Raw genomic sequence first — 16339 nt, 5'->3', positions numbered from 1 at the left:
CCTCCGGTTCTTATGTTGAAGATGTGGTGTTCGGCGCCGGCGTCCCGGCGGGGTCCGGCCCTTTACGGATGTGGTGGATCATCAGGTAGAGCCCGACGATGAGCAGCAGGGAGTAGAGGAGCCCGAAACCGATGAGGGAAAACATCACCTGGCTGCCGGCTATGTTGGGGGACACGGCGTCCCTGGTCCGCATCAGGCCGTAAACGATCCAGGGCTGCCGTCCCACTTCCGCCACGATCCATCCTGCCTGGGACGCCAGGTAGGGCAGGGGAATGCAGAACACCAGCAGGCGCAGAAAACCGGGAAAGGTTTCCAGGCGGTTCCGGACACTGAGGTAAAGGGCGGCGGCGGACAGGAGAATAAACAGCCCCCCGAGGTAGACCATGAAGCGGAAGCCGTAAAAAACCTCGCTGACCGGCGGCCGATCCTCCTTGGGAAACTCCTTGAGACCCTTGACTTCAGCATGGATATCGCGGTAGGCGAGCAGGCTGACCAGGTAGGGGATGCCGATGGCCTCGACCCTGTTCCGTTCGTTTTTATCGTCCGGAATGATGAAGAGGTAAAGGGGAACGGAGCTTTGCGTGTCCCAGAGGGCTTCCATGGCGGCGAGTTTGGCCGGCTGCACATGGCCCACTTCAGCCCCGTGGAAGTCGCCGATGCCCACGACGCCAAGGGAGCTTACCAGACCGAAAACGGCCGCCATGCGGAAAGAGGCTTTGAACAGAGGCAGTTCGCGCCCCTTGAGGATATGCCATGCGGAAATGCCGAGAACGAAGAACGCAGCGGTGACATAACCGGCTGAAATCGTGTGCAGGAACTTGAGCCAGCCGTAACTGCTGGTGACAAGGGCCGTAAAATCGACCATTTCCGCCCGCGAGTTGCGGAGGACATAGCCGACGGGGTGCTGCATCCAGCCGTTCGCCAGGAGGATCCAGAGGGCGGACAGGTTCGTGCCCAGGGCGACCATCCACATGGAGAAGGCGTGCATCCGGGGAGAGAGGCGCTTCCACCCGAAGATCCACAGCCCGATAAATACGGATTCCAGGAAGAAGGCGGCCGTGGCCTCGATGGCAAGGGGCGAGCCGAAGATATCTCCGACGAACCTGGAATAGGCGGCCCAGTTCATCCCGAACTGAAATTCCAGGGTCAGGCCGGTGACGAGTCCAATGGCGAAATTAATAAGGAAGAGTTTTCCCCAGAAGCGCGTCATGCGAAGGTAAAGGGGATTGCCGGTGGAAACATACCGGCTCTCCATAAACGCGACCAGGACGGTGAGCCCCAGGGTCAGGGGAACAAAGAGGAAATGAAAACCCGCCGTCATGGCGAACTGCAATCGACTGAGCGACAGCACATCCATAGCGCATTCTCCTTGCGGATTGGAGGTTCGGGGATCAATCTCTGCCTGTCGGTAGGCCAGTGTTCAGCTCTGCCGTGTACTATCGCAGGAAATGCCCCTCAATGCAACCAGATTTGCCGTCCCGTCCGGACGGATGGGGGCGCACACCCCCGCTTTCCCTGGGAGAATGCGCCATTTCATTGCCCGGTTCGCGGATCTCAAGTTGGTTCGCTCCCCGGCATCGCCGATACCCGGTGCCGCTGACGGTCTAAGGGCCTTACGGCCTTGCGTCAGGCGGAGCATCCGCCGGAACGATGGGGCAGTAAATCTGGTCGCGGTCGTCGTTCATCCCGATCGGCTTGTCCGTCCGCAGTAGTTTCAGCCAGACGCGGATGTTGTCGGCGATAATGATCACCACCAGCGCAATAACGGCCATGCTGAGCCAGACGTTGAGCATCTGGGATTTGGCCAGGTAGGTCTGGATGTTCATGTATCCGGCGGCCAGGGTGGTGATCGTGATCAGGATGCAGGGGACGAAGGTGATCAGGGCGTAGGCTTTTTTCCGTCCGATCCTCAAAATGATGGTGGTGCCGATGGCCAGGGCCACAGCGGAAAGCGTCTGGTTCGTGGCACCAAACATGGGCCATATGGAGGAGACATCCCCGGTGTAGAGGAGGTAGCCCCAGGCCAGGGAGACGATGGCGCTTGTGGCGATCACGCCGGGCATCCAGTCCTTCCGGCTCAGAGGCTTGTAGGCGTAGCCGAGGACGTCCTGGAGGATGTAGCGGGCCACGCGGGTGCCGGCATCGATGGTCGTCAGGATGAAGAGGGCCTCGAACATGATGATGAACTGGAACCAGTACTTCATCGTGTGGCGGAGCCCCTCGCTGATGCTGGAGAAGATATGGGCCATGCCGACGGCCAGGGAAATGGCGCCGCCGGGGCGGTGGGCGACATCCAGCCCGACGAGCTGATTCAGGTACGGCAGGTCGACGACCTGCATGTTCAATTTCGAGAAGACGGCCGAAGAGGTGTTGATGGCGAAGTAATCGGCCGGAACAAGGGTCACGGCGGCAAAAAGGGCCATCATGGCCACGAAGGCTTCCGTCAGCATGGCGCCGTATCCGATGACGGGAATTTCCGTCTCCCGTTCGATCATTTTAGGGGTCGTTCCCGAGCCGATCAGGGCATGAAATCCGGAAATAGCTCCGCAGGCGATGGTGATGAACACATAGGGCCACCAGGGACCCGGGATGATGGGGCCCCCGCCGTGGACGAAGTCTGTCACGAGGGGCATCTTGATCGTTGGGTTGACGAACAGCAGCCCGACGGCCAGGGCGGCGACGACGCCTATTTTCATGAAGGTGCTCAGGTAATCCCGGGGCGCCAGAAGGAGCCACACCGGGATGGCGGCGGCGCAGAAGCCGTAGATCGGCAGGAGGATGGACATCTGCTTCTTGTCAAAGGTAAACCAGCCGGCGAGGCTTGAATCGGCGATATGGGGCCCGAAAAAGACGGCGGCGCAGACCAGGGTGACGCCTGCAATCGAGCCGCTCAGAATGGCGCCGGGCCGGATTCGAAACATGTAGAGCCCGATCACCATGGCAATGGGGATCGTCATGGCGATGGAGAAAACGCCCCAGGGGTTGTTGAAGAGGGCATTGACGACGGCAACGCCCAGCCCGGCAAGGGCCACCAGGATGATGAACAGGATGACGACCGCCGTGACGGCCCCCGTGATTTTGCTCACGTCCTTTTCGGCGATGACCGACAGGGATTGGCCTTCATGGCGGTAGGAGGCGAAAAGGATGATCATGTCGTGGACGCAGCCGGCGAAAATGGAGCCGAGGAGAATCCAGAAAAAGCCGGGCCCCCATCCGTACTGCGCGGCCAGGACGGGTCCGATCAGGGGCCCTGCCCCGGCAATGGCGGCAAAATGATGGCCGAAGACAACCCATTTGTTGGTGGGAACGTAATTCTGGCCGTCGTTGCATAGAACGGATGGCGCGATGTTCCGGTCATCGAGGAGAAGAACCCTGGCGGCGATGAAAGCGGCGTAATAGCGGTAAGCCAGGGCGAAGGCGCATAAGCTGCCGATCAGTAAGTACAGGACGCTCACGGATTATTTCCTTTCCATAGAAATGGTTTTTAAGCCGGCGGTCCGTCTCGAAGGCAGGCTCCGGCCGTAAACGCTCAGAAATGAGGGCGATGAACTTATGGCGTCATGCAATGTTATAGGAGCCGGTGCCCACCGCGATGAGCTGGTTCGATTCATCGTGGAGTTCGACCCGGATAACCGCGACTTTATTGCCCGTTCTTAAATTGTAACCCGTGGAGATGAACTCCCTCCCCCGGCCCGGACGCAGGTAGTCGACGCGCAGATCGATGGTGCCCAGCTTGCCGATCCGCGCCAGTCTCCTGTCCAGGGATTCGCCGGGCAGCTTGCCCTGAATGCCCATGAAAGCCGCCAGGCCGCCGGTGACGTCAATGAGGGATGAAATAACCCCGCCATGGAGGCTTCCTTGGACATAGTTGCCGACAAACTCCTCCCGCATTTCAAGGAGAAGCTGAACGCGGTCGAAACTGATCGACCGGATTTTAATGCCCAGGATTTTATGAAAGGGGGCCTTTTCTTCGAATATGTCGCGGATAGCCGCGAGAAACTCTCCACCTTCTGTCAACAGATCCATTCCTTTTCCCTTGAACGGCCGCAGCGAAGAGGCCGGCGGGTTCCCGTCTCCCGTTTTTTCGGCTCATCCTATTCCTAAAAGGGCCGGAAGGCAATACCCCGCTTTTTTGAACGCACAGGTTTTTTAAATGCGGGTCAGCTGGCGGTATTTGATCCGGTGGGGCTGATCGGCGGCGCTTCCGAGGCGGGCCCGCCGGTCCGCTTCATACTCGGAATAGTTTCCGTCAAACCAGACGACGCGGCTTTCGCCCTCAAAAGCCAGGATGTGGGTGGCGATGCGGTCCAGAAACCAGCGGTCATGGCTGATGACAACGGCGCAGCCGGCGAAATTTTCCAGGGCTTCCTCCAGGGCGCGCATGGTATTGACGTCCAGGTCATTGGTGGGCTCGTCGAGCAGGAGGACATTGGCCCCCTGCTTCAGCATCCGCGCCAGGTGAACGCGGTTCCGCTCCCCGCCGGAGAGGTCCCCCACCTTTTTCTGCTGGTCCGTTCCCGAGAAGTTGAAGCGGGCCACGTAGGCCCGGGAGTTCACCTGGCGGCTTCCCAGGGAAAGGGTGTCCAGTCCCTCGGAAATCGTCTCCCAGATCGTCCTGTTCGGATCGAGGACATCCCGGCTCTGGTCCACATAGGCCAGTGAAACCGTCTCTCCGATGCGGAGGGAACCGCTGTCCGGCTTTTCCTGGCCGGTGATCATCCTGAAGAGGGTGGTTTTGCCTGCGCCGTTGGGGCCGATGACGCCGACGATTCCGCCCGGGGGGAGGGCGAAGGAAAGATCGTCGATGAGGATCCGCTCCCCGAAGGCCTTGCTGAGATGCTCCGCCTCGATGACGAGCCTGCCCAGACGCGGTCCCGGGGGGATGTAGATTTCCAGTTCGGCGCCCCGCTTTTCCCCTTCCTGGCCGAGAAGGTTTTCATAGGCCGAAATGCGGGCCTTCGATTTGGCGTGGCGGCCCCTGGGGCTCATCCGGATCCACTCCAGCTCCCGCTCCAGGGTCTTCTGCCGCTCCGTCTCCTTCTTCTCTTCGTTGCGCAGCCGCGTCTGCTTCTGCTCCAGCCACGAGGAATAGTTGCCCTTCCAGGGAATTCCCTCCCCGCGGTCAAGTTCGAGAATCCACTCGGCCACATTGTCCAGGAAGTACCGGTCGTGGGTGACGGCGATGATCGTTCCCTCGTACGTCTTCAGGTGATGCTCCAGCCAGGCCACCGTTTCTGCGTCCAGGTGGTTGGTGGGTTCGTCGAGGAGCAGGATGTCGGGCCTCTGCAGGAGGAGGCGGCAGAGGGCCACCCGCCGCCGCTCGCCGCCGGAGAGAACCTTCACGGGGGTGTCTCCCGCCGGGCAGCGCAGGGCGTCCATGGCCATTTCCAGGCGGGCGTCGAGGTCCCAGGCGTCCATGGCGTCCAGCTTGTCCTGGACCTCCGCCTGCCGGTCGCACAGGCGGGTCATCTCTTCATCGGACATGGGGTCGGAGAACTGCTCGCTGATCCGGTTGTATTCCGCCAGGAGTTCCACCGTAGCGGCAGCGCCCTGCTCCACGATGTCCCGGACGGTCAGGGCCTCATCCAGCTGCGGCTCCTGCTCCAGAAACCCGATGGAATATCCCGGCGAGGGGATCGTCTTGCCGTTGAACTCCGTATCGACCCCGGCCAGGATCCGCAGCAGGGAACTCTTGCCCGACCCGTTCAGTCCGAGGACGCCGATCTTGGCTCCGTAAAAATAGGACAGGGAAATGTCCTTGAGAACCGGTTTCTTGTCGTAAACCTTGGTCACTCCGATCATGGAGTAGATGACTTTGCGGGGATCCCGGGCCATGCTGAAATTCTTCCTCCTTAACGCGAATTAAGATGCCTTATAATACAAGTCAAAAGGATGTACAAGGAGGTCTTCGAGGACAAGCGGAGGGTTCTTTGCAGGGCCTGCCCCAAGCCGGACGGCGGGGCGCTAGAGCTGGGTGCTGTAGGACATGGCCGTCCGGTCGACGGTCAGCCCCATGCGGGAATGGACGAGCTCCCGGGAACCGGGATGAAAAGGATGATAGACCAGCAGGGACTCTTCGGGGAAGATGCGGATGCCGGGAAGAACGGACAAGGCCTGGCGCTTGTTGGTGGCTATGCCGAACAGCGTCACGCGGATGCCCTCCAGGGCTTCGGTGACGGGCAGGGTCACCGGGTAAAGGGTGCCTTCCGGGAGATGATCCGGCGATTCCCCCGACGGCTGGGCGATCGTCATCTGCCGGCCCCAGCGGAGAAACTGGGCCGGGTTGATCTTGAAGGCAGGCGACCAGAAATAGACCGGTGTGTTCCGCAGCTCCGGGGAGATCGCCCGGGGCAGGTTGGCGATGCGGACCAGATCCGCCAGGCTGGACAGTTCCAGGCCTTCCATGCGCACCTTCATCCGCCAGAAGGGAAGGTAATGAAGAGGCGCCGGGCCGTCGGCGAGGCTGGCAAAAGGGATCCTCTCCAGGCCGGCTCGCCGGCATTGCCAGAGGGAGCCGCAGTTCCGGCAGACAAGTACCAGGGCGTCCTTTTCACCCTGCAGGTCCCAGCCGCAGGAGGGGCAGAGGGTCGAGACAAAGGAGACATTCCAGGGGGAAATTTCCGGGGCGCCCTCGATGGCCGACGGATCCAGGTCTGTCGCGGTGGAAACGGCCCGCTTCAACAGGGCGTCATAAAGGCGGCCGTCCCGGAAGTAAAAAGGGGCGTAGATCCGGCTCACCGTCTCCCCGACAAAGGCCCGCAGGGCCGCGGCATTTCCATCCTGAGCCGCCAGCAGAGGCAGGAAATCGCGGATCGTTCGGTTGGAGGAAAGAAATCGGCCCGAAACCCGGGAGGTGACAAACTGAAGTTTCATCGCCTGCGGCCGGAGGCCGAGCGATGGCGGAAGCCCCCTGTGCCGAAGGGAGAGGAAGCTGGCGTCGGTAAAGCGCGCGGCGATGCCGGTGGGCTGGAAGAGGAATGTGAGCCCTCTCAGGCGCCAGTAGGGTATAAAGTGCAGCGGTTGTGAAATTCCTTCGGCAGGCGGCAGGAGGTACCGGAAGGAATCCTCCGCCACGAGATACACCCGGGTCCGGCAGAAGGGGCAGGTAACCAGCCGGTCCGTTTCCTCCAGGGAGATCGGCCCGCCGCACTGAGGGCAGGAATATTCAACGGACCAATTAGAGGCGTTCACCGCACCGGTGGCAGAAAACCGAAGAAGAGTCGTTGGCCGTCCCGCATCTGCCGCAGGTCCGGGATGCCGGAATCGCTGCCGCGGCGCCGCAGGCGGAGCAGAATTTCGCCCCTTCAGGCAGGGCGGCGCCGCAGGCCGAACAGACGCGCCTTGCCGCAAGAGAGCTTCCGCAGTGCGGACAGAACTTAGCTTCCGGAGGGAAGGGCCTTCTGCAGACCGGACAGCTTGTCGCCGTGGCGGAATCCGGGGGGGGCGGGGAGCCCGATTGAGCCGTCCGAAAAGACTCTGCGAACAGGCCGGGCATCATCAGCCCGATACCCATGCCCAGTCCGGCTCCGGCTTCACCCTGTGACGAGGAGGCATTTTCCATGGCCATGGCCGCTTTCATCTTCACGAGGGAATTGAGATCACCGAAAACGCCAAGGCGGCTTTTGTCGTCAATGGCCTTCTGCACGTCGGGAGGGGGGGTAATGGCGTTGATGTAAAGCTCTTCGAGCTCCAGGCCGAAGCGGGAGAACTCGCCCTCGAGCAGGCTCCGCAAAGCCCCGGACATCTCCGAGTAGCGGGCGGGAAGATTGAAGATCGTGTCGATGTTCTCGCCCATGTAGTCGTTGAAAAAGGATACGATGACGGAGTTCAGGTATTCCGCGATCGCCTCCGTCGTGAATACGCCCTGGGTGCCGACCAGCTCGTTGATGAAAAGCAGGGGGTTCAGAACGCGGATGTTGAACATGCCGAAGGCGCGCAGACGGATAAGGCCGAGCTCCGCATCCCGGAAGGCCGCCGGATCGCGTGTTCCCCATTTCAAATTGGGGAAGACCTTCTTGCTGACAAAGAAAACCTCCGCCCGCAGAGGGCTCCTCATTCCCCAGGGGATGCTCAGGATTTTCGTCAGGATGGGCAGGTTCGCCGTCTTCAGGGTATGCCGCCCCGGACCGAGGACGTCGCAGGCCCTGCCGTTGTAAAAGAAGACGGCCGCCTGGCTTTCCCTGACGGTCAACTGCGCGCCCCACTTGATTTCCCCCGAGCCCGCCTCGGGGATCCTGTGGACGAGTTCTCTGCCGGATTCATCAAACCATTCAAGCACTTCCAGAAATATAAGATTGTCCGTTCCCATGCAAGGAGTCCTTTAAAAAGAGGTGTTTTGAGAATTGCCGGAATCCTGTTTTGCATTAAATGTGCCTCTATATTGTCGTTTGATCTTTGGGCGGGGATAGGGTAAAGGGCCGGAGAATATTTCCCTGAGAGGGGGTGGTTGGGTGTGGAAAAATCGGAGACGAAGGGTGGCCGCGATACGACGGATCTGACCCTTTTCGTACGCACATCGGATGAGGAGATCGTCCGATGGAACCGGCAGCGGATCGTCGATGCCCTGATCCGGGAAACGGACATCGATGACGGCACGGCGGATGCGGTGAGCCGCGAAGTGGAGAAGCAGCTCATGAATTCCGGAATCAGCCTGCTCACCTCAACGCTCATCCGCGAATTGGTGGACGCAAAACTGATCGAGCGGGGGCTGGAGCACGCCCGGGGAAAGCATGCCCGCCTGGGGTTTCCCCTTTATGACGTCGGCCAGCTGATTCTCCATCCCCACCGGGGAAACGCCAACCTTCCCCACAATCCGGAGGCGACCAATCTGATCCTGGCGGAAGGGATCAAGCGGGCCTACGGTCTTCATGAGGTGTTTTCACGGGACGTGGGTGACGCCCATGCGGCGGGGGATCTCCACATCCATTCCCTGGGCTATATCGACCGCCCCTACAGCATCTGTTCATCCCTGGAGTACGTCAAGAAATTCGGAATGGATCTGCCGCACTCCGTCAATGTCGCCGGCCCCGCGCGCCACGGTGATGTGCTGCTGGCCCACATGGTGCGCTACGCGGCGATTCTGCAGGGCCATTTTTCCGGCGTCGTGGCCTGGCATGGAGTGAATTTCTTCTTCGCCCCTTATCTGGTGGGGATGACGGAGGAAGCGATCCGGCAGCTCGCCCAGATGTTCGTTTATGAATTCGCCCAGTTGGCTTCGGCGACAGGGGGGCAATCCATCTTCACCGACATCCATCTCTCCTGGGACGTGCCGGAGTATCTTGCCGATGCGCCGGCCCTGGGGCCGGGGGGGAAAAGGACCGGGAAATGCTACGGAGACTATCTTCCCGAAGCGCAACGCTTCCTGTGGTCCCTGTGCGATGTCTTCCGGGAGGGGGATGCCGCCGGACAGCCTTTCGTTTTTCCGCGGCCGATCGTTCATCTTTCGGAGGCCTTTTTCCAGACTCCCGGATGCCGCGACTTTCTCGAACATCTCTGTGAAACGTCCGCCGACAAGGGAAGTCCCTTTCTCGTTTTTGACCGGGGCGGCCTCCTGAGGCTTTCGGAATGCGGCTCTCTTCCGCTGGGGCGATCCCCCTCGTATTCGGACGATGTGGAGAATCCGGAACGGATGCGGAACGCCTCCATGCAGAACATCTCTCTGAATCTGCCCCGGCTGGGATACCGGGCCGACGGGGATGCCCGCCGTCTTTTGAAAATGCTGTCGGCCCAGCTGGAGCTGGCCGTCAAGGCTCACCTCCAGAAGAAAGCCTTTATCGAGGAGCTGCTGAGCCACGGGGACTCCGGCCCATTGTCCCTGATGACCATGAACCGGGACGGCCATCCCTATCTGCGTCCCGATCGGATGGCTTATCTCGTGGGCATGGTGGGTCTCAATGAACTGGTCCGGATCTCGTGCGGAAAGCACCTTCACGAGTCCTCCGCCGCCTTGAAGCTGGGGCTGAAAATCGTCGGGCACATGAAGAAGGAGGTCGACCGGTTGAGCCGGAAACACGGCCTGAGGCTGATCCTGGAGCAGTCCCCCGCGGAGACGACCGCCTATCGATTTGCCCGCCTGGATCTCCGCTATTTCTCTCCCCCGGCGGGCCGCCACATTCGCGGCGATGTGGTCCGGGGGGGGCTGTACTATACCAATTCCACCCATCTCGATGTATCAGCGAAGGTGCGGCCCCTGGAGCGCGTCCGGCAGGAGGGACTCTTTCATTCCTTTCTCGAAGGCTCGGCGCTGACCAACCTGAGGCTGGAGGAGAGAAGGCCTTCGAAAGAGGACCTGGCCTCCTTTATCGGGCAGGTGTTTTTTGAAACCCGGAGTGCCGGAGTTGTGCTCTCGTCGGAATTCACAACGTGCCCCGACTGCCGGCGGACGGTGCGGGGAATCCGGGATGCGTGCCCCTTCTGCGAAGGGACAGCCGTCCGGAGCCTGGCCCGGATTACTCGGTATTACAGCCACATCTCCGGGTGGAACAAGGGTAAACTGGCGGAATTGAAAGACTGCTTTCGCTGCAGTTCGGGCTTTTGAAGGTGAGGCAGGCACGCATCAGCCCCCTGAGAAGATCACGGGAGCAGAGCCCCCCGCATTTCGGGAAAAGAGACGGGTGACGGGAAGCCCCGTTGAAATGATCCGCCCCTGATGCGGCAAACGGAACCAGGAGACAGGCTATGCCGACATGGCTGATCATGACCTTTACGATTTTGGGGACGGCGGCCGTCCTGAAGCTGGTGCACGCCCTTGCCATCGTCGCGGTCCATCCGGTCACCCAGGGGGCCATGTATGTGTCAACGGCGCGGGTGAAGATCCGCAGGGCCCTTGATGCCGTGTCCATGAAGCCCGGCGGGCTTTTTGTCGATCTTGGCTGCGGAGACGGCAGAACCCTGCGGGAGGCCAGGAGACGCTACGGGGTGATCTGCCACGGATACGAAATCAATCCCCTGGCCTTTCTCAAGGCGACGGCCTTAACGGCGGGGAGAAAAGGAATCAAAATCTTCTACCGCAACTTCTGGAAAGTCGATCTCGGGAAGGCGGATGTCGTGTCCTGTTACCTCTTTCCCGATGTGATGCCGCGCCTGGAGAAAAAGCTTGCCGGGGAACTGGCCCACGGTTCAAGGGTGATTTCCTTCAATTTTCCCATCCCGGGATGGAAACCCCTGTCCGTTCTCCACGCCGACTCCAAACTCCACAACGATCCGATTTATATCTACCGGATTCCCGACTCCCTTCCCGGCGGGCGTTCAGCAGGGGGCGAACCCCCTTGGGAATGAATTTCAGGAGCGCAAAGACATCCGCATGATGAGGGACCGGAAAAAAGAGAGGTGGAACCGATGAGGACGGCAGTCATCTTCTTAACGTTGCTATTAACAGAAGCTTCGGCAGGCATCCGGATGTGGAAACCGTCCGCCTTCCCGCATCGGCCGGACCGTGTTCTGAATCCGCCGTTCTTCCGTAAGATGTGGAAACGGATCGGTGTCATCAGCAGTGCCGCCGTCATTTTTTTCCCCGCTTACTGGCAGGCGGCGGAGGCAAGAGACTGGACCGTCACGGCATACGGGGCGGTACAGGCGCACAGCGAGCTTCACGAAATGTTCTTCGATCCGGACTTCGACAGCAGCTACAAATTCGTGGCCGTTGCCCTCAACAGGAAAATCGGCTCCATGGGGGAGAATCTGGATTTTGAAGGGGAGGCTCAGGTCGTCAAACACTTCGGAGGGCAGCACCATCTTGAATTCAACGGTCTTCTCATCGCCCGATGGAACAGGTTCCCCTGGGATCGCCATCTCGACACGAGCCTGGCCGTGGGGGAGGGGCTTTCGCTGGCGACAGAGACGCCGGAAATTGAGGCATTGCGCCATGAGAAGACCTCGGCGTTCCTGAATTATCTCCTGATTGAGGTTTCCATTGGCCTGCCCGATCTGCCCAGGTGGAGCCTGGTGTGGCGCATTCATCACCGTTCCGGGGTATTCGGCCTTTTTCACGGGGTCCATGGCGCTTCCAATGCCATGGGCGCAGGGGTGAGCTATCATTTTTGAAAGGCTCTTGGAAGACTTTTTTCTTCCCGTTTCATCCTGAGTTGACCCATTGCATGAAACATGCATAGCCGTTATCGAAGGCTATGAAATCATACGGCTCCCCGGCAGCGGGAACAAGGGCTCCCGCAACGGCAAAAGGCCGGCATCGTCCCGCCCACCCCGATCAAGAGGAAGACCACGGGGGAAGGCATCGCCATGGGCCTGTGTGCGCCTCTCATTTCATCGGATTCGACAGAAAACCGATATCGGTTGATAAGCCACTCTTTATGGAGGATACATCATCATGGAGACACAGCCTCTCGAGGCAAACGTGATTTCTACGGACGACGTGGTCAAGATTCTCTGCAGCTCCGTGCAGTCGGTTCTTTCCAGTACGACAAGAAGCGCCGTTTCCATCTCGCCCATGGTCAAGGAGCTTGAAAACACCTGCCTGAAGCCTGACATCGGCTGTTTTGTCCTGTTCCAGGGCGACTTTTCCGGGTTGATCATCATCAATTTCACCAGGGAGGCCGCCTTGGAGATCTACCGGAATTACATGATCGGAATGGGCATGCCGGAGGATGACCTGGCGCGGAACCATACCACCGACGAAGTGGCCAGCAGTCTTGGAGAGTTGCTGAATCAATGCGTCGGAAAATTCCGATTCGACCTGGAGGGCAGAACAGGCATTTTTGTGAATCAGAATCAGCCGAAAATGCTGGTGGTCAACGAGTCGGTGCAGATCGCCATTGAAATGGGAATCGAAAAACAGCAACTGCGGCAGATTTCCTTCAAGACGGTCAACGGCAACCGCTTTTACCTTGAGGTCGCCCTGCCGGAAATCAAGTTCTATTCCCTTTTTGACTTTCAGAAAGCGGAGATTCCCAACATCGAAGAGATGCTGGCCTATGGAGCAGGCGGCTCGTAACCGGTTTGTTCCGGATGCGGAAGCCTGACATTCTTCAAAATAAACCGGGGAAAACGATTGCAGGGAAGGAGGGTTCATGACGGGGATCATTGTGGCATTGGATGGCATGACCTTCACCGCGGCAAGAGAGGGGGGAGCCCTTTCCACCCTTTCTCAGGCGCGCGAAAAGGGGATGATCTGGGGCATCAAGATCAATGATATGCTTTACAGCGGCGACGTGGCTAAAATCATGACGTCCCTGAGGGATGAATTCAAGCTGGGGGTCATGGTGGATGTCAAGCTTCATGACATTCCATCGACCATGGAGAACAGCATCTCAAAACTCGTCAACTCGGGGGCGAACATCGTCACCATTCACTGCTCATCAAACTACCGTCCGAAAAATACGGGGCTTTTGAAGTACATTGCCGGAGTTACGGCCCTTACCTCCTTCACCAACCTGGAAATTAAATGGATTTATGACAAGGCCCATGAGGAAATTGTCCGGGCCTTCTCGGACATCGCCCTGATGAACAACTACGAGTACATCGTGGGGTCCGTGAAGGACATGACATTGATCCAGGATAATCCATTGAAGAAGATCTGCACGGGGGTCCGGCCGGCCTGGTACAGGGAGCGGCATGACCAGGTCCGGATATCCTCCATCCGGGAAGCGCTGCGCCTCGATGCCGATTATGTCGTCATCGGCCGTCCCATCACGACGGCCGAAAATCTGATGGACGCCATAACGCGGATATACAAAGAAATGCAGTAGCGCAGGGCGGTCCGTGTCCCAATCCGGGGCGGACCTTTCTCTCCTACCGAATCCTCGAAAACATTCAGCTTCCGCCGGCGGTCATCCGGGCTGCCAGCGTCACCCAGCCACCGCCCATGGCCTTGTAGATATCGACCAGCGAGGTGAGCAGCGCCGTGCGATACAGCGCATAATTGAGCTCTGCGGGGAATAACTGTTCCTGCGCCTGGAGAACGGTGGAATAAGGGACGTAGCCCCCATCGTACTGCAACTGGGCCAGACGGGTATATTCCATGGCCGCCATGACGCATCCCTGATCCTCGTTGGTAACGAAGCCGGCGGGGATGGTCAGGAACAGCTGGACCAGGCTCCAGAGAAAAAAGGCAAGCAGCACAAAAGCCGGGACCATCCGCTTGATGATCAGGGTTACGGCATGGCCGAAGGCCAGGGTGATCCGGTCGATCCGGCGGTTGAACCAGGCGAAGAATCCGCGCTGCGGCTTTTCCTCGTGCCTGAGAAGCACGATGCACATGGTTTGGTCCGCGACTCCGAAGAACGTCGCCTGACCGGCTCCGTTGATCCGCCTGACGGCGTCGAGTACATAGACGTTGGCGTAATTGTCCACGTATTCGGGGCTGTAGCGTCCGTCCTGGTTGCAGAGGGCGAGGATCATCAGGATATTCGACGATTTTTTCTGCAGCGACAATCCCCCTTCGACGACGACGCGTTCCCCGGCCTTCAAACCCTCCGTGATGAACCAGTCGTTTCCATGCCATTCCCCCACGCGTCATGGAGATCCCGCTGCGAAAGGGCGTTGAGCGCGGTAAGGGGCTTGACGCGGGCAAGATTGGATTGGGCGACGTTCAGCGCCGCCTCCTGCCTGGCGAGGGCGGCCTTTGCCTGGTCGAGCTTGACCTGAAAGGGCTTGGGGTCCATTTCGAAGAGGATCTGTCCTGCCTTGACCAATGCGCTTTCCTGTAGACCCGCCTGTTGAGAAAGCCATTGATCCGGGCCCGGATTTCAACCTGATGCGAACTCTGGGACTGGGCGACGAATTCGAAGACCACAGGGGTATCGCGCGGGTCAATTGAAATGATGGAAACTTCCGGTGCGGTGCGGGGCCTTCTCTTCCTTCCCGCAGCCAATCATCAGCGGAAAAAGGGAAAGTAAAACGAGCGTCAAGACCAGCATCCGGGGCGCAATAGAGAGAGGGCGGGAGGAAAAGGGCTTCGAATCGCTCAGGAACAGTTCCTTGTGCCTTTGAGATGGATCGTTGTGTATTCTGCGTCGACGTGATTCAAGAGGAACGACTCCTCGGAATATCAAAAGGGCTCGAAAAGGGAAGAGCAAAAGCGGTAGAATTTCGGATTGAACCATGGCAGAATGATCGACGCGAAGCGTTGAGAGATCCCGTCCGGGACATTCTTATGCCGGGCAGAAAAGAGGAGTATCATGACCATGCCTAGACCGGAAGCGCCGGACCTGACCCGGATCACCCTGCAGATTCTGTGGATTGGAATCCTGATTGCCGCGTGCTTCTGGATCCTGAGGCCTTTTCTGCTGTCGATCATCTGGGCGTTGATGATCGTTGTGGCCACCTGGCCGTTCATGCTGAAAGTGGAAGGCTGGCTCTGGAACAGGAGGGGCCTCGCCGTAACGGCCATGACCATCGCCATGCTGATCCTGTTCATCCTCCCCTTCACCCTCGCCATCGTCGCCATCATCGACAACGCGGACAGAATCGCCGAGCTTGTGGAATCCGTCTCGACGCAGGCGCTGCCGTCCCTGCCAGGCTGGCTGAGCGGGATTCCCGTCGCGGGCCCGAAGCTCGCCGCCGCCTGGGAAAGCGTCAGGACCGGCCAGGAGGGGCTGACAGCGCGCCTGGTGCCCTACGCCGGCAAGGTGTTGACGTGGTTCCTGTCCCAGGCGGGAAGTATCGGGATCATCGCGCTGCAGTTTCTCCTGACCGTGATCATTTCCGCAATCCTCTACGCCGGCGGAGAGGAGGCCGCAGCGCGCGTCCTTCGCTTTGCGCGACGGCTGGGTGGCGCGCGCGGCAGGGAGGTGGCCGAACTGGCCGCCAAAACCATCCGGGGTGTTGCCCTGGGCGTCGTCGGCACGGCCCTGGTGCAAACGCTGTTCGGAGGAATCGGCCTGGTCGTCACCGGGGTGCCGGCTGCCCCGATTTTGATCGCGGTGATGTTCATGCTCTGCATCGCCCAGCTTGGCCCCAGTCTCGTCCTTGTTCCCTCGGTCATCTGGCTTTACTGGGGCGGCTCGAACGTCTGGGGGACCGTTTTGCTCGTCGTGACGGTGCTGGCAAGCACCCTGGACAATTTCATCCGGCCGATTCTCATCCGGAAGGGCGCCAATCTGCCCCTGGTCCTGATCTTTGCCGGCGTCATCGGAGGTCTGGCCTCCTTCGGCATTGTCGGGCTGTTTATCGGTCCGGTGGTGCTTTCGGTGACCTTCAGGCTGCTCGATTTGTGGACGGGCGATACGGAAGCGGCATCGGATCGGGAAGAGGTTCCGTCAAGGGAGGATCGTTAGAAGCGGTGGTATTCTCTGCCGGAAATATTCCCCTTTTTCTGCCGGGTCCGGAATTCCGCCGGCTGCGGGATCCGGGGCCCTCAGTTTCCGGAGCGCCTCCGGACGGA

At 59.7% G+C, this 16339-nt stretch carries 14 protein-coding genes; 6 read left to right on the top strand and 8 right to left on the bottom strand.

The window, feature by feature from the left end; translation table 11 throughout:
• Nucleotides 1-10 precede the first annotated feature (10 nt).
• The 6 genes from ACJ77P_RS09255 to ACJ77P_RS09230 form a co-directional block, all read right to left on the bottom strand.
• Nucleotides 11-1357, bottom strand: a complete 1347-nt coding sequence (locus ACJ77P_RS09255) for a cytochrome ubiquinol oxidase subunit I (protein WP_367358902.1) — start codon at nt 1355-1357, stop codon at nt 11-13.
• A 256-nt stretch (nt 1358-1613) separates the two neighbouring features.
• On the bottom strand, nt 1614-3455 hold the full coding sequence (locus tag ACJ77P_RS09250) for a carbon starvation protein A (protein ID WP_408998066.1): 1842 nt from the start codon (nt 3453-3455) through the stop codon (nt 1614-1616).
• Nucleotides 3456-3558: 103 nt separating this feature from the next.
• Complete coding sequence (locus ACJ77P_RS09245; RefSeq protein ID WP_408998065.1) at nt 3559-4026, bottom strand: thioesterase family protein; 468 nt, start codon at nt 4024-4026, stop codon at nt 3559-3561.
• Nucleotides 4027-4149: 123 nt separating this feature from the next.
• Nucleotides 4150-5835, bottom strand: a complete 1686-nt coding sequence (gene ettA / locus ACJ77P_RS09240) for an energy-dependent translational throttle protein EttA (protein WP_367358905.1) — start codon at nt 5833-5835, stop codon at nt 4150-4152.
• A 129-nt stretch (nt 5836-5964) separates the two neighbouring features.
• Nucleotides 5965-7191, bottom strand: coding sequence for a hypothetical protein (locus ACJ77P_RS09235; RefSeq protein ID WP_408998064.1), 1227 nt, complete (start codon nt 7189-7191; stop codon nt 5965-5967).
• Nucleotides 7178-8308, bottom strand: a complete 1131-nt coding sequence (locus ACJ77P_RS09230; RefSeq protein ID WP_367358907.1) for an SPFH domain-containing protein — start codon at nt 8306-8308, stop codon at nt 7178-7180. The genes ACJ77P_RS09235 and ACJ77P_RS09230 overlap by 14 nt, the downstream gene beginning before the upstream one ends.
• 144 nt (nt 8309-8452) lie before the next feature.
• Between ACJ77P_RS09230 and ACJ77P_RS09225 the strand changes: the two genes are divergently transcribed.
• The 5 genes from ACJ77P_RS09225 (at nt 8453) to ACJ77P_RS09205 (ending at nt 13703) form a co-directional block, all read left to right on the top strand.
• A complete protein-coding gene (locus tag ACJ77P_RS09225) occupies nt 8453-10537 on the top strand; it encodes an anaerobic ribonucleoside-triphosphate reductase (protein WP_408998063.1) in 2085 nt (694 codons plus the stop codon).
• A gap of 140 nt (nt 10538-10677) precedes the next feature.
• A complete protein-coding gene (locus ACJ77P_RS09220) occupies nt 10678-11277 on the top strand; it encodes a cyclopropane-fatty-acyl-phospholipid synthase family protein (RefSeq protein ID WP_367358909.1) in 600 nt (199 codons plus the stop codon).
• Nucleotides 11278-11397: 120 nt separating this feature from the next.
• Complete coding sequence (locus ACJ77P_RS09215; protein ID WP_408998062.1) at nt 11398-12042, top strand: hypothetical protein; 645 nt, start codon at nt 11398-11400, stop codon at nt 12040-12042.
• A gap of 283 nt (nt 12043-12325) precedes the next feature.
• Complete coding sequence (locus ACJ77P_RS09210) at nt 12326-12949, top strand: DUF3334 family protein (protein ID WP_408998061.1); 624 nt, start codon at nt 12326-12328, stop codon at nt 12947-12949.
• Nucleotides 12950-13025: 76 nt separating this feature from the next.
• Nucleotides 13026-13703, top strand: a complete 678-nt coding sequence (locus tag ACJ77P_RS09205) for an orotidine 5'-phosphate decarboxylase / HUMPS family protein (protein WP_408998060.1) — start codon at nt 13026-13028, stop codon at nt 13701-13703.
• 64 nt (nt 13704-13767) lie between these two features.
• Here the strand turns inward: ACJ77P_RS09205 and ACJ77P_RS09200 are convergent, their stop codons facing one another.
• Both ACJ77P_RS09200 and ACJ77P_RS09195 read right to left on the bottom strand, forming a co-directional pair.
• The gene (locus ACJ77P_RS09200) at nt 13768-14424 is read right to left on the bottom strand and encodes an efflux RND transporter permease subunit (RefSeq protein ID WP_408998059.1); all 657 of its coding nucleotides are present in this window, start codon (nt 14422-14424) and stop codon (nt 13768-13770) included.
• Nucleotides 14421-14648, bottom strand: coding sequence for a biotin/lipoyl-binding protein (locus ACJ77P_RS09195; protein ID WP_367358914.1), 228 nt, complete (start codon nt 14646-14648; stop codon nt 14421-14423). Before ACJ77P_RS09195 ends, ACJ77P_RS09200 begins: the two co-directional genes overlap by 4 nt.
• A gap of 492 nt (nt 14649-15140) precedes the next feature.
• Here ACJ77P_RS09195 and ydiK point away from each other — a divergent pair, with 492 nt between their 5' ends.
• Nucleotides 15141-16232: an AI-2E family transporter YdiK gene (gene ydiK / locus ACJ77P_RS09190; protein WP_408998058.1), complete on the top strand. Its 1092-nt coding sequence runs from the start codon at nt 15141-15143 to the stop codon at nt 16230-16232.
• Nucleotides 16233-16339: the final 107 nt, after the last annotated feature.

The sequence above is a fragment of the Syntrophus buswellii genome (assembly GCF_046097065.1).
Classification (GTDB): domain Bacteria; phylum Desulfobacterota; class Syntrophia; order Syntrophales; family Syntrophaceae; genus Syntrophus; species Syntrophus buswellii.
The sequence above is the reverse complement of the archived record's forward strand: the minus strand, read 5'-3'. Positions and strand labels throughout refer to the sequence as shown.

Coding starts and splice junctions, on each gene's coding strand:
- ACJ77P_RS09255 (WP_367358902.1), bottom strand. CDS start 1,357: ATGGATGTGCTGTCGCTCAGTCGATTGCAGTTCGCCATGACGGCGGGT.
- ACJ77P_RS09245 (WP_408998065.1), bottom strand. CDS start 4,026: ATGGATCTGTTGACAGAAGGTGGAGAGTTTCTCGCGGCTATCCGCGAC.
- ettA (WP_367358905.1), bottom strand. CDS start 5,835: ATGGCCCGGGATCCCCGCAAAGTCATCTACTCCATGATCGGAGTGACC.
- ACJ77P_RS09230 (WP_367358907.1), bottom strand. CDS start 8,308: ATGGGAACGGACAATCTTATATTTCTGGAAGTGCTTGAATGGTTTGAT.
- ACJ77P_RS09220 (WP_367358909.1), top strand. CDS start 10,678: ATGCCGACATGGCTGATCATGACCTTTACGATTTTGGGGACGGCGGCC.
- ACJ77P_RS09215 (WP_408998062.1), top strand. CDS start 11,398: ATGTGGAAACCGTCCGCCTTCCCGCATCGGCCGGACCGTGTTCTGAAT.
- ACJ77P_RS09210 (WP_408998061.1), top strand. CDS start 12,326: ATGGAGACACAGCCTCTCGAGGCAAACGTGATTTCTACGGACGACGTG.
- ACJ77P_RS09205 (WP_408998060.1), top strand. CDS start 13,026: ATGACGGGGATCATTGTGGCATTGGATGGCATGACCTTCACCGCGGCA.
- ydiK (WP_408998058.1), top strand. CDS start 15,141: ATGCCTAGACCGGAAGCGCCGGACCTGACCCGGATCACCCTGCAGATT.